Source organism: Micromonospora sp. WMMD558, from assembly GCF_049315255.1.
GTDB lineage: Bacteria > Actinomycetota > Actinomycetes > Mycobacteriales > Micromonosporaceae > Micromonospora.
The window spans coordinates 863,765-876,315 of record NZ_CP186061.1 but is presented as its reverse complement, the minus strand read 5'-3'; the positions used below and the strand labels follow the sequence as shown (position 1 = coordinate 876,315).

The 12,551-nt window shown below is 71.9% G+C and carries 12 protein-coding genes and 1 tRNA gene; 11 read left to right on the top strand and 2 right to left on the bottom strand.

Annotated features, from left to right (window positions below; genetic code table 11):
* From ACN26Y_RS04160 to ACN26Y_RS04145, 4 genes are all read left to right on the top strand, one after another.
* Complete coding sequence (locus tag ACN26Y_RS04160) at positions 1–948, top strand: 4-(cytidine 5'-diphospho)-2-C-methyl-D-erythritol kinase (protein WP_155328981.1); 948 nt, start codon at positions 1–3, stop codon at positions 946–948.
* 295 nt (positions 949–1,243) lie between these two features.
* Complete coding sequence (locus ACN26Y_RS04155) at positions 1,244–3,046, top strand: ABC-F family ATP-binding cassette domain-containing protein (protein ID WP_155328980.1); 1,803 nt, start codon at positions 1,244–1,246, stop codon at positions 3,044–3,046.
* 103 nt (positions 3,047–3,149) lie between these two features.
* Positions 3,150–3,605, top strand: a complete 456-nt coding sequence (locus ACN26Y_RS04150; RefSeq protein ID WP_155328979.1) for a DUF4383 domain-containing protein — start codon at positions 3,150–3,152, stop codon at positions 3,603–3,605.
* 311 nt (positions 3,606–3,916) lie between these two features.
* Positions 3,917–4,390 (top strand): DUF4383 domain-containing protein, encoded by a 474-nt coding sequence (locus tag ACN26Y_RS04145; protein WP_155328978.1) that lies wholly within the window; start codon positions 3,917–3,919, stop codon positions 4,388–4,390.
* Position 4,391: 1 nt separating this feature from the next.
* Here ACN26Y_RS04145 and ACN26Y_RS04140 read toward each other — a convergent pair whose 3' ends face one another.
* Positions 4,392–5,075, bottom strand: a complete 684-nt coding sequence (locus ACN26Y_RS04140) for a TetR/AcrR family transcriptional regulator (protein ID WP_155328977.1) — start codon at positions 5,073–5,075, stop codon at positions 4,392–4,394.
* A gap of 94 nt (positions 5,076–5,169) precedes the next feature.
* Positions 5,170–6,129, bottom strand: a complete 960-nt coding sequence (locus ACN26Y_RS04135; protein ID WP_155328976.1) for an acyl-CoA desaturase — start codon at positions 6,127–6,129, stop codon at positions 5,170–5,172.
* A 131-nt stretch (positions 6,130–6,260) separates the two neighbouring features.
* On the opposite strand from ACN26Y_RS04135, the gene ACN26Y_RS04130 reads away from it, so the two are divergent.
* From ACN26Y_RS04130 to ACN26Y_RS04100, 7 genes are all read left to right on the top strand, one after another.
* Entirely contained in the window at positions 6,261–7,121 is an 861-nt protein-coding gene (locus tag ACN26Y_RS04130) for a helix-turn-helix domain-containing protein (RefSeq protein ID WP_155328975.1), read from the top strand.
* A 14-nt stretch (positions 7,122–7,135) separates the two neighbouring features.
* A tRNA-Gln gene (locus ACN26Y_RS04125) sits at positions 7,136–7,207 on the top strand.
* Positions 7,208–7,307: 100 nt separating this feature from the next.
* Positions 7,308–8,846, top strand: a complete 1,539-nt coding sequence (gene glmU, locus ACN26Y_RS04120) for a bifunctional UDP-N-acetylglucosamine diphosphorylase/glucosamine-1-phosphate N-acetyltransferase GlmU (protein WP_155328974.1) — start codon at positions 7,308–7,310, stop codon at positions 8,844–8,846.
* A 57-nt stretch (positions 8,847–8,903) separates the two neighbouring features.
* Positions 8,904–9,884, top strand: a complete 981-nt coding sequence (locus ACN26Y_RS04115; protein WP_155328973.1) for a ribose-phosphate diphosphokinase — start codon at positions 8,904–8,906, stop codon at positions 9,882–9,884.
* A 260-nt stretch (positions 9,885–10,144) separates the two neighbouring features.
* Positions 10,145–10,846, top strand: a complete 702-nt coding sequence (locus ACN26Y_RS04110; RefSeq protein ID WP_422734360.1) for a 50S ribosomal protein L25/general stress protein Ctc — start codon at positions 10,145–10,147, stop codon at positions 10,844–10,846.
* Between the two features lie 112 nt (positions 10,847–10,958).
* A complete protein-coding gene (gene pth, locus ACN26Y_RS04105; protein WP_422734359.1) occupies positions 10,959–11,549 on the top strand; it encodes an aminoacyl-tRNA hydrolase in 591 nt (196 codons plus the stop codon).
* Positions 11,550–11,685: 136 nt separating this feature from the next.
* Positions 11,686–12,519 (top strand): inositol monophosphatase family protein, encoded by an 834-nt coding sequence (locus ACN26Y_RS04100; protein WP_155328970.1) that lies wholly within the window; start codon positions 11,686–11,688, stop codon positions 12,517–12,519.
* Positions 12,520–12,551 lie beyond the last annotated feature (32 nt).

Genomic DNA, 12,551 nt, shown 5'->3' with positions numbered 1-12,551 from the left:
GTGACCGAGGCCTGGCGACCGGACGACGACGAGCCGCGCGGTGCCAGCGGGCCGGTACGCGTGAAGGTGCCCGCCAAGGTCAACCTGCACCTCGGGGTCGGGCCGCTGCGCCGCGACGGCTTCCACGAGCTGAACACCGTCTACCACGCGATCTCCATCCACGACGAGCTGACCGCCCGGCGCGGCGACACCCTCACCCTGACCATGGAGGGTGAGGGCACCGGTGAGCTGGCCCTGGACGACACCAACCTGGTCATCCGGGCCGCGCACGCCCTCGCCGGCTACGCGGGCGTCCTCCCGCACGCCCGGCTGCACCTGCGCAAGCACATCCCGCTCGCCGGGGGCCTGGCCGGTGGCAGCGCCGACGCCGCCGCCGCGCTGGTCGCCTGCGACGCGCTGTGGGGCACCGGGTTGTCCCGCGACGAGTTGGCCGGCATCGCCGCCGACCTCGGCTCCGACGTGCCGTTCCTGATCCATGGCGGCACCGCGCTCGGCACCGGCCGGGGCGAGGCGGTCAGCCCGGTGCTGGCCCGCCCCACCTCCTGGCACTGGGTGGTCGCGATCGCCGACGGCGGCCTGTCCACCCCCGCCGCGTACCGGGAACTCGACCGGCTCCGCGACGCCGGGACCGCCAACCCGCCGCTCGGCAGCACCGACGGGCTGCTCGCCGCGCTGCGCCAGCGCGACCCCCGGGTGCTCGCCGCCGCCCTCGGCAACGACCTCCAGGACGCCGCCCTCTCCCTGCGCCCGTCCCTGGCCGCCACGCTCAAGGCGGGCGAGGCGGCGGGCGCGCTCGCCGGCCTCGTCTCCGGGTCCGGGCCCACCTGCGTCTTCCTCGCCGTCGACGAGGCCCACGCCGTCCGCGTCGCCGCCGAGCTGGCCGCCGCCGGGGTGTGCCGGGAAGCCCGCACCGCGCACGGGCCCGTCGCCGGCGCCCGGATCGTCTAAACGGACCCGCCGTCGGACGGTGATCGACTCGATGCCGCCGGCATCGCGGCCTCCCGGGCGTCCGGACCCCCGATGCCGGCGATCTGGAGTTGATCGAGGGAACAGGGCCGGTCCGTCGGGTCGTTGACCTGCGTCGGGCCGGCGGCTGCGCCGCTCGACGGGTGCGGCCCAAAGCGAGCACCGCTGTCAGCGTCACGGCGCGGCGGGCGGGCCGGCCGCTCCGCGTACCCTGGGAGGCCAGGCGTCCCCAGGTGCCCACCGGCACCGGGACGCCTTGATCATGAGAGGTGGGATAGTGGCCAACATCGTCAACCTGGACCGGGTGTCCAAGGGCTACGGCGCCGCCGGGCCGCTGCTCACCGACGTCTCACTCGGCCTCGACGACGCCGACCGGATCGGTGTCGTCGGCCTCAACGGCGCCGGCAAGTCGACCCTGCTGCGGCTGCTCACCCGGCAGGAGGAGCCGGACGACGGCCGCGTCACCCACCGACGCGACCTGCGGGTGGCCTGGCTCCCGCAGACTCTCCAACTGGCGCCGGACGCCACCGTCCGGGACCTCGTCCTCGGCACCGCCTGGCTCGGCGAGAGCATGGGGGCCGAGCACGAGTGGGCCGGCGACGCCGGCGTCCGCGCCATCCTCGACGGCCTCGGCATGCCCCACCTCGGCCTCGACGCGCCGGTCGGCCCGATGTCCGGCGGCGAGCGCCGCCGGGTGGCCCTCGCGGCGCTGCTCGTCCGCGACTCCGACCTGCTCGTCCTCGACGAGCCCACCAACCACCTCGACGTCGGCGGCGTCGACTGGCTGGCCCGGCACCTCCTCGGCCGCAAGGGCGCGCTCGTCGTGGTCACCCACGACCGGTGGTTCCTCGACGCCGTCTGCACCACCACCTGGGAGGTCGCCGACCAGGCCGTCCGCGCGTACGAGGGCGGCTTCGCCGCCTGGACCCTCGCCCGCGCCGAACGCGAGCGGGTCGCCGCCGCCACCGAGGCCCGCCGGCAGAACCTGCTCCGCAAGGAGATCGCCTGGCTGCGCCGCGGCGCCCCCGCCCGCACCTCCAAGCCCAAGTTCCGCATCGACGCGGCCAACACGCTCATCGCCGACGTTCCGCCGCCGCGCGACACCATGTCGCTGCAACGCCTCGCCACCGCGCGGCTCGGCAAGCAGGTGTACGACCTGGAGCACGTCCGCCTCCACGCCGGCCCCAAGGAGATCCTGCACGACCTCACCTGGCAGGTCGGCCCCGGCGACCGCATCGCCGTCCTCGGCCGCAACGGCGCCGGCAAGACCACCCTGCTGCGGATGCTCGCCGGTGTCACCCACCCCGACGGCGGCCGGTTCGCCGCCGGCTCCACCGTCCGCCCGGCGTTCCTCTCCCAGGAACTCGCCGAACTCCCCGGCCACCTGCGCGTCCTCGAAGCCGTCGAGGAGGTCGCCCGGCGCGTCCGCCTCGGCGACCGGGAGATCTCCGCCGCCCAGCTCGCCGAGGTCTTCGGCTTCGACGACCGGCGGCTCTGGACCCCCGTCTCCGACCTCTCCGGAGGCGAACGACGCCGGCTCCAGATGCTCCGGCTGCTCGCCGGCGAGCCGAACGTCCTCCTGCTCGACGAGCCCACCAACGACCTCGACACCGACACCCTGGCCGCCCTCGAGGACCTGCTCGACTCCTGGCCCGGCACGATCGTCGTGGCCAGCCACGACCGGTACCTCATCGAGCGGGTGACCGACTCCGCGTACGGGATGTTCGGCGACGGCCGGCTGGTGCACCTGCCCGGCGGAGTCGACGAGTACCTGGCCCGGGCCGCCGAGGGGGCGGCGGCCCCCGCGCCCGCGTCGTCGGCCGGGGCGCCCGCCGCGCCGGCGGCGGAGGGGATGTCCGCCGCCGAGGTACGCCAGGCCCGCAAGGAACTCGCGAAGCTGGAGCGGCAGGTCGGCAAGCTGGAGCAGAAGGAGGCGGACCTGCTCGACCGGCTCGCCGCCAACGCCACCGACTACGCCACGGTCGCCGACCTCGACGCCCAGCTCAAGGACGTCCGCGCCGAACGGGAGCAGGTCGAGGAGGCCTGGCTGGCCCTGGCCGACCGGCTCCCCGCCGCCTGACGGTCGCCCCGGCACGACCGGCGGGGGCCGTGTGCGGCGTCACACCGGGACATGCGGGAGAATCACCGGCGACCCTCTTCCGTTCGTCGTTGGAGACTCAGAGATGGCGCACACCCCCGTCAACCACCCCGCGCGGCCGATCTACCGGGCGATCGGCGGGCTGACCGGTCTGTACCTGGTCGCCTTCGGCGTGCTCGGCCTCATCGCCAGCGCCGGCAACGAGGTCCTCGCCCAGGACGACACCACCGTCATCGGCCAGGGCACGAACGTCGGCTTCTCGCTGCTCAGCCTGCTGCTCGGCGGTGCCGTGCTGGCCGGCACGGTCATCGGTCGCAACCTCGACGTGGTGATCAACCAGTGGCTGGCGTACGTCATCATGGCGCTCAGCCTGGCCGGGCTCGCGTTCATCCGGACCGAGGCGAACATCTTCAACTTCAGCGTCGCCACCGTCATCGTGCTGATGGTGGTCGGCCTCGTCCTCCTCATGGTCGGCATGTACGGCAAGGTCGGGACGGACGAGGAGAAGGAGGCGTGGCAGAAGGCTCGGCTGGTGCTCTGAGGCTGCGGCGTTCTCGCCGGAGCATTGGTCGCGGTGGGGGTTCTCGCCGGAGCCCGACCCGCTCCGGGCGGTCAGGCTTGATCCCTCCGCGGGTCGGGCTCCGGCGAGAACCTGTCGTGGTGCCGGTCCGGGCGCACCCGCCGGGTTGGGTGGGATTCCACGTGGTTGCGGTCCATGGGTCGGTGCGGGCTCAGGTGGTTGCGATCCGTTGGTTGGTGCCGGCTCTGGCGTCCCTGCTGGTGATTCGGGGTACGTGGGGCGCTCGTGCGGGTGACAATCCTCCTGAATGTCGTCATTCTCGTGGAGGGGTCATGGCGCACTTTCCGGTCAATCATCCGGCGCGGCCGATCTACCGGGTCCTCTCCGGGCTGATCGGGCTCTACATCCTGGTCTTCGGTGTCTGGGGCACCGCGTCGACGCTGGGCGACCCGCTCTTCGAACAGAACGGCGACTGGGTGCTCGGCCTGCGTACCAACCTCGCGTTCTCACTGGTCTCCGTCGTCTTCGGCGCCTTCCTGCTGGTGGGCGCGTCCCGGCGCGGCAACCTGGGCCACTACATGAACCTCACCGCCGGGATCGTCTTCCTCGTCACCAGCATCCTCATGATGTCGGTGATGCAGACTTCGGCCAACTTCCTCAACTTCTCGATGTCGACCGTCATCGTCTCGATGATCTTCGGGCTGATCCTGCTCGGGACGGGCCTCTACGACAAGGTCGGCCCCCCGGAGCACGCCGACGAGGCACGGCGCCACCGCAACCACCCGATCGGCGCCCCGCGCCCCTGACTCACCGCCCCCGTACGGTGATCAGGCCCGGCTTCGCCTCCAGGTGTGACAGGCCGTTCCAGGCCAGGTTCACCAGGTGTGCGGCCACCGTCTCCTTGCGCGGTTTGCGTACCTCCAGCCACCACCGGCCGGTCAGCGCCACCATCCCCACCAGCGCCTGTGAGTAGAGTTCGGCGAGCTTCGGGTCGTACCCCCGGCTGGAGAACTCGGCGCCCAGGATGTGCTCCACCTGGTGGGCGACGTCGTTCAGCACACTGCTGAAGTTTCCCGTGGCCGACATCAGCGGCGACTCCCGGACCAGCACCCGGAACCCGCTGGTCTCCTCTTCGATGTACGTGAGCAGGGTCAACGCCGCCTGCTCCAGCAGCTCGCGCGGGTGGCCGGCGGTCAACGCGGTGGTGATCCGGTCCAGCAGGCTGCGGACCTCCCGGTCCACGACCACCGCGTACAGGCCCTCCTTGCCGCCGAAGTGCTCGTACACCACCGGCTTGGAGACCTTGGCCCGCGACGCCACCTCCTCGATCGACGTGGCGTCGAACCCGCGCTCGGCGAAGATCTGCCGGGCGATCGAGATCAACTGCTCGCGCCGCTGCGTTGCGGACATGCGTACGCGGGAGGTCTTGCCGGCCGCCGGCACCGCCCGGCGGCGGCCCGCGGTGCCGTCGCCGCCCGCGGCATCCGTCATGTCGTCACCTCGTCGGCGCTCGGTGACGCCCTGTCGTGGGATGGAGCCGGTCACCCGGCCATACTGCCAGGTAACGTCGGGCGCTACCGACCACTTACCGCTCGGTGTCCGCCCTCACCAGCTTGGCCGCGATCCGCTCGGGCTTCGGCCACCGGACGTCCCGGGCGGCGCCCAGCTTCTCGAACAGCCAGATCACCCGGGCCGAGATGTCCACCTGGCCGGGCAGCACGCCGTGCCGGGCGCTGGTCGGGTCGGCGTGGTGCAGGTTGTGCCAGCTCTCGCCGAAGGACAGAATCGCCAGCGGCCAGAAGTTCGCCGCCCGGTCGCCCTGGCGCATCGCGAACGGGCGCTCGCCGTACACGTGGCAGACCGAGTTGATCGACCACGTGACGTGGTGCAGCAGCGCGATGCGCACCAGGCCGCCCCAGAAGAACGCGGTCATCGCGCCCTGCCACGACCAGGTGAGCAGCCCGCCCATCACGGCCGGACCGAGCACCGACACCGCCACCAGCGCCGGGAAGGACCGGTCGACGCGGTTGATGTCCCGGTCGGCGACGAGATCCGGTGCGAAGCGCTTCCGGTTGGACAGTTCCCGGTTGAACAGCCAGCCGACGTGGGCGTGGAACAGCCCCTTCGTCAACCCGCGGACGGTGGCGCCGAACCGCCACGGCGAGTGCGGGTCACCCTCCAGGTCGGAGAAGGCGTGGTGGCGCCGGTGGTCGGCCACCCACTGGATGATCTCGCCCTGCACCGCCAGCGAACCCGCGACGGCGAGGCCGACCCGCAGCGCCCGCGTGGCCTTGAAGGAGCCGTGCGTGAAGTAGCGGTGGTAGCCGACCGTGATGCCGAGCCCGGAGGCCACGTACCAGAATCCGGCGACCGCCACGTCCGTCCAGGTCAACCAGCCGCCCCAGGCGACCGGCACGGCGGCCACCAGGGCCACGAACGGAACGACCACGAACACCCAGAGGGCGATGAGGATGCCGCGGGACTGGGCGCCGTCGGTGAGGGGCTTCGGGCCGGTCGGGGCGGGTTCGACGAGAGCGGTCGACATGGCACCTCGCAGAGGGGACGGAGGTCACGAGCTACGCTTACGTCACCGTAACTTGGGCGGGCCGGGCGCGCACCGGACAGAGTCGCGAATGAATGGCTGCTTTTGTCGTACGCCCGTTCTAATGTGCCGGCATGACCGATCCGCTCGCCGCTGAAGTGCGCCGGCTTCGCGCCGTCGAAGGCTTGTCCGTCCGCGAGATCCGGGCCCGCACGGGCATCGGGCGCAACCGGGTGTACGAGATGCTGCGCGGCGTCCCTGTGCCTGCCCGCGTCCGCCGGCCCAACGCCAAGGACGACCTCCGGATCGAGGCGGTGGCCCTGCGTTCCCGCGGGTGCCCGGTGCCCGAGATCGTGGAACGGTTGGGCGTGAGCCGGTCGACCGCGTACCTCTGGGTCCGGCATCTGCCGCTCGTCCAGGACGACGAGGCCGCGCGGACGCGCCGCAAGGCGCACTCGAAGGCGATGACGGACGCCCGGTGGGCGGCGCACCGCGAGGCGCGCGATGCCGCTCAGGCGGCGGAGCACGCGCGAGCGGCCAGGGTGGTCGAGCAGCTCGACGAGCGCGACTTGCTGCTGCTCGGCGCGGCGATCTACTGGTGTGAGGGCGCGAAGTCCAAGCCATGGCGGCGTGCCGACCACGTCCAGTTCATCAACAGCGACCCCGGGCTGCTCGCGCTGTTCATACGTTTCCTCGAGGTCTGTGGCATCGAACGAGGTGTTCCGCGATACCGGGTCAGCATTCACGAGACAGCGGACGTGCAGGCCGCGGAGGAGTGGTGGGCGCGAGAGTTGAAGCTGCCTCCTGACCGGTTCGGCCGGGCGACTCTGAAGAAGCACAACCCAGCCACCGTCCGTCTGAACACGGGCAGTGACTATCGTGGTTGTCTGGTGATCAACGTGCCACGTAGTCGAACGTTGTATTGGCGGATCGAGGGTATGATCGCTGAGCTGTTCCGGATCACCGGCCGTACGGGCGATTTTGAAGGCCCGTAGGCTTGACATTTCCATGGGGTGTGGGGTAATGGCAACCCGCAGGCCTTTGGAGCCTTGAGCTCCTGGTTCGAGTCCAGGCACCCCAGCTCCTACCACTTCCGGCATTGCGGCGGTCATGCCAATGACACCTCGGTGTCTGGTTAGCATGGCCGCGAGACTGTCGCCGTCCCGACGGGAGCCCACGTCGTGTCCCAGCAGCCCCACCTCCGCACCGTCGTCGTGCTCGCCGCCGGTGAGGGAAAGCGGATGAAGTCCGCGCTGCCGAAGGTGCTGCACCCGCTGCTCGGCCGTACGCTCGTCGGCCACGTGCTGAGCGCGGCCGCACCGCTCGCCGCGGACCGCACGGTGGTCGTGGTGGGCCACGGCGCCGACCAGGTCCGCGCGCACCTGGCCGAGATCGCCCCGCAGGCCACGCCCGTGCTCCAGGCCGAGCAGCTCGGCACCGGGCACGCCGTCCGGATCGCGCTGGACGCCGTTCCGGACGCCGCCGGCACCGTGGTGGTGATCAACGGCGACGTGCCGCTGCTGCGCCCGGAGACGGTCGGCGCGCTCGTCGAGGCGCACGAGCGGGAGGGCGCCGCGGCGACGGTGCTCGCCGCGGAGGTGCCCGACCCGACGGGGCTCGGCCGGATCGTGCGTGACGCCGACGGGCGGCTCCAGCAGATCGTGGAGCAGCGGGACGCCACCCCCGCCCAGCGGGAGATCCGGGAGATCAACGCGGGCATCTACGCGTTCGACGTGGTGCGGCTGCGGGACGCGCTCGGCAAGCTCTCCACGGACAACGACCAGGGCGAGGAGTACCTGACCGACGTCTTCGGCCTGCTGCGGTCGGCCGGTGAGCCGGTGGCCGTGCACCTGGCGGCGGATCACGTGGAGACGCTGGGCTGCAACGACCGGGTCGAGCTGGCCGCGCTGCGGCGGCTGCTGCGCGACCGGGTGAACGAGGCCTGGATGCGCAGCGGGGTCAGCCTGCTCGATCCGGAGACCACGTGGATCGACGTGACCGTGGCGCTGGACCGGGACGCGGTGATCGACCAGAACACGCAGCTGCAGGGCGCGACGGTGGTCGGCTCCGGTGCGGTGGTCGGGCCGGACGTCACGCTGGTGGACACGGTGGTCGGGCAGGGCGCGACGGTGGTGCGCAGCCACGCGGTGGGGGCGGAGGTCGGCCCGCGGGCCAGTGTCGGCCCGTACGCGTACCTGCGGCCGGCGGCGCGGCTGGCGGAGAAGGCCAAGGTCGGCACGTTCGTCGAGGTGAAGAACTCGGAGATCGGCGCCGGGTCGAAGGTGCCGCACCTGACGTACGTCGGGGACGCCTCGATCGGCGAGCAGAGCAACATCGGCGCAGCGACCGTCTTCGTGAACTACGACGGTGTGCGCAAGCACCGCACGGTCATCGGCAGTCACGCCCGTACCGGTGCGGACAACATGTTCGTCGCGCCGGTCGTGGTGGGCGACGGCGCGTACACGGCGGCCGGTTCGGTGATCATCGACGACGTGCCCGCCGGCGCGATGGGTGTGGCCCGGGCACGGCAGCGCAACATCGAGGGCTGGGTGCTCAAGCGGCGGGCCGGGACGGCGGCCGCGGAGGCCGCCGAGCGCGCCCGGCGCGGCGGTGAGGGTGCGGTGGCGCCCGGTTTGCCGGCAAGTGAAGGTGAGGCAATCCACGGGGATGCCGAGCCGGTGGGCGGGGCGTCCGGCGCGGGAGATACTGCAACCGACTAGTCCCCGGCCCGCCATCCACCGCGCCGGGCACCACCGACCTACGGGAGCAGACGGGCCATGGGCAGCATCGTCGCCGAAAACCGCAAGAGCCTGATGCTCTTCTCCGGGCGGGGCTTTCCGGAGTTGGCGAAGGAGATCGGTGAGGTGCTCGGCGTCGCGCCGACGCCGGCCGACGCGTACGACTTCGCCAACGGTGAGATCTTCGTACGCTACAAGGACTCGGTGCGCGGTTCGGACGCCTTCGTGGTGCAGTCCGTGACGCACGGGGTCAACACGTGGGTCATGGAGACCCTGATCATGGTCGACGCGCTGAAGCGTGGTTCGGCCAAGCGGATCACCGTGGTCCTGCCGTTCTATCCGTACTCGCGGCAGGACAAGAAGCACCGGGGTCGGGAGCCGATCTCGGCCCGGCTCATCGCGGACCTGCTGAAGACGGCGGGTGCGAACCGGATCCTGACCGTCGACCTGCACACCGCCCAGATCCAGGGCTTCTTCGACGGGCCGGTGGACCACCTGTTCGCGATGGACGTCCTGGCGGAGTACGTGGAGCGCCGGTACGCGGGTCGGCCGATGACGGTGGTGGCGCCGGATTCGGGCCGGGTGCGGGTGGCCGAGCGGTGGACCGACCGGCTGGGTGGCTGCCCGCTGGCGTTCATCCACAAGACCCGGGATCCCTCCAAGCCGAACCAGGTGGTGGCGAACCGGGTGGTCGGCGAGGTCGAGGGTCGGGTCTGCCTGATCGTCGACGACATGATCGACACCGGTGGCACGATCACGAAGGCGGCCGACATCCTCCAGGAGTCGGGCGCGGCGGAGATCATCGTGGCGTCCACCCACGCGCTGCTGTCGGACCCGGCGACCGAGCGGTTGAAGAACAGCCCGATCAGCGAGGTCGTGGTGACCAACACGCTGCCGCTGCCGCCGGAGAAGCAGCTCGACAAGCTCACCGTCCTGTCGATCGCGCCGCTGCTGGCGCGGGCGATCCGTGAGGTGTTCGACGACGGCTCGGTGACCACCCTTTTCGGTGGTTTGAGCTGAACCACGGCGCTTTCCCCGCCGTCGTTCGCGGCGGCGGGAACGCTGACGAGGGGACTGCCGGAGAGGGCAGAATCCGCTCGGGTAGACTGGTGCGGTTGCCACGGCGAGGGTGCCCTGCGGGCCGCTGACTCAGTACCGCACGGAGCGCCGTCATCGACGCGGTGCTCCGGGCAGTCGTTCATGACGCATGAGCCCCAGCGAGCCCCTCGCCCAGCACCGCCAGACGACAAGCGCAGCAGCGAAGCATCAGGAGTTTCCCCGTGTCCGAGGTAAAGATCAGCGCCGAGCCCCGTACCGAGTTCGGCAAGGGTGGTGCCCGTCGTACCCGCCGGGCCGGCAAGGTGCCCGCCGTGCTGTACGGCCACGGCGAGAAGCCCAAGCACATCGCGCTCCCGGCGCGTGAGTTCGCGGCCGCGATCCGCAAGGGCGGTGCGAACCAGCTCTTTGCGATCGAGGTGAGTGACGGCACCCAGGTGCTGGCGCTGCCGAAGGCGATCCAGCGTGACCCGATCAAGGACACCTTCGAGCACGTCGACCTGCTGCTCGTCCGCCGTGGCGAGAAGGTCACCGTCGAGGTCCCGGTCCAGCTGGTCGGCGAGGCCGCGAAGGACACCCTGATCGTGCACGACCACGACACCCTCTCGGTGACCGCCGACGCCACCAAGGTGCCGGACCACCTCGAGGCGTCCATCGAGGGCCTGGAGGCGGGCACCCAGGTGACCGCGTCCGACGTCGAGCTGCCGGCCGGCGTCGAGCTGGCCGCCGACCCGGAGCTGCCGGTCGCCGCGGTGACCGCCGCCCCGACCGCCGAGCAGCTCGAGGCCACGCTGCCCGAGGTCGAGGAGGCCGCCGAGGAGGCCGAGGCTGAGGTCGGCGAAGAGACCGAGTCCTCCGAGGGCGCCGAGGGCGGCGCTCCGGCCGCCGAGGGCGAGGAGAACGCCGAGGCGAAGGCCGAGGCCTGATCGGTCCGCTGCGCAGCGACAGGCGTCCCCGTTCCTCGGGGGCGCCTGTCGGCGTATCGGGGCGGCGAGGAGCGGCGGTGGTCCGCCGGACGAGAGCGGGAAGGAACGGGCGGTGACGGACGAGACGGGGCCGTGGCTGGTGGTCGGCCTGGGTAACCCGGGTCGGGAGTACGCCGGCAACCGGCACAACGTCGGTTTCATGGCGGCCGACCTGCTCGCGGGGCGGGTGGGGGCGAAGTTCGGGCGGCACAAGCGGGCGGTGGCGGAGGTCGCCGAGGGGCGGCTGGGGTTCGGCGGCCCGCGGCTGGTGCTGGTCAAGCCGTTGACGTACATGAACCTGTCGGGCGGGCCGGTGGCGAGCCTGGCGCAGTTCTACAAGGTGCCGCCGGCGCAGGTGATCGCCGTCCACGACGAGCTGGACATCGCGTACGGCCAGGTGCGGGTGAAGTGCGGCGGTGGCGAGGGCGGGCACAACGGCCTGCGGTCGATGACGAAGTCGCTGGGCACGAAGGAGTACGTCCGGGTGCGGTTCGGGATCGGCCGGCCGCCGGGGCGGCAGGATCCGGCGGACTTCGTCCTGTCGGATTTCGGCGCGGTCGAGCGCAAGGAGCTGGATTTCCTGGTGGACCGGGCCGCGGACGTGGTGGAGTCGGTCATCGTCCGGGGTGTGGAGCCCACGCAGAACCTGTACCACGGCGGATAGCCCCGAGGCTTTCGTGCGGCGCGGGGCCGGCGTGCGGGTCGGGGCGGGTAGTCTGCGCCCTTTGGGGCGTGGCGCGGCGGCTGGCGGGGTTCGCTCGGGCGACGCGGATCGTGGGTGCGGCGACGGGAGCAGGGTGATGGGCAGTCCTCCGATGATCGACGGGGCGTTCGCCCGATGGCTGGCCGGCCGGGCCGGGCAGGCGCTGCTCGGTCTGCGGGCCGAGATGGGGTTCGCCGACGCGGGCGCGTTGAAGTCGGCCGGGGACAAGGTCTCGCACGACCTGATCCGTACGGAGCTGGCGAAGTGGCGGCCCGGTGACGCGGTCCTGTCGGAGGAGGACGAGGGGTCACGGCTGGCGTGGGCGGCGGAGGTCAGCGAGGGGGCGGTGTCCCGGCTGACGGCCGACCGGGTGTGGATCATCGATCCGCTGGACGGCACCCGCGAGTTCGCCGAGGAGGGGCGCTCGGACTGGGCGGTGCACGTGGCGCTCTGGGCGCGGAACGCGCCCGCCCCGCACGGGCTCGTGGCGGGCGCGGTCGGGCTGCCGGCGCAGCACCGGGTGCTGGGGACGGACTACCCACCGGCGTACCCGCCGATGACGCTGGAGGCGGCCACCGCGGGTGGCGCGCGGACGATCCGGCTGGCGGCGAGCCGGAGCCGGCCGCCGGTGTTCCTGACCGACCTGGCCGAGGAGGTCGGCGCGCACCTGGTGCCGATGGGATCGGCGGGCGCGAAGATCGCGGCGGTGGTCACCGGTGAGGTGGACGCGTACATCCACGCGGGCGGCCAGTACGAGTGGGACTCGGCGGCGCCGGTGGCTGTGGCGACGGCCACCGGACTGCACGCTTCCCGGATCGACGGATCTGCGCTGAAATACAACGAGGCCGACCCGCGGCTGCCGGACCTGCTGGTCTGCCGTAAGGATCTCGCCAGTCGGTTGCTTGCAGCGTTGCAGCGGCATTCCGGGTAGCCTGAGCGCCTGTTCTTCCCATGTCCGACCGG

Coding starts and splice junctions, on each gene's coding strand:
- ACN26Y_RS04150 (WP_155328979.1), top strand. CDS start 3,150: ATGGCGCACACCCCCGTCAACCACCCCGCGCGGCCGATCTACCGGGCG.
- ACN26Y_RS04135 (WP_155328976.1), bottom strand. CDS start 6,129: ATGTCGACCGCTCTCGTCGAACCCGCCCCGACCGGCCCGAAGCCCCTC.
- ACN26Y_RS04145 (WP_155328978.1), top strand. CDS start 3,917: ATGGCGCACTTTCCGGTCAATCATCCGGCGCGGCCGATCTACCGGGTC.
- ACN26Y_RS04140 (WP_155328977.1), bottom strand. CDS start 5,075: ATGACGGATGCCGCGGGCGGCGACGGCACCGCGGGCCGCCGCCGGGCG.
- ACN26Y_RS04130 (WP_155328975.1), top strand. CDS start 6,261: ATGACCGATCCGCTCGCCGCTGAAGTGCGCCGGCTTCGCGCCGTCGAA.
- ACN26Y_RS04100 (WP_155328970.1), top strand. CDS start 11,686: ATGGGCAGTCCTCCGATGATCGACGGGGCGTTCGCCCGATGGCTGGCC.
- ACN26Y_RS04115 (WP_155328973.1), top strand. CDS start 8,904: ATGGGCAGCATCGTCGCCGAAAACCGCAAGAGCCTGATGCTCTTCTCC.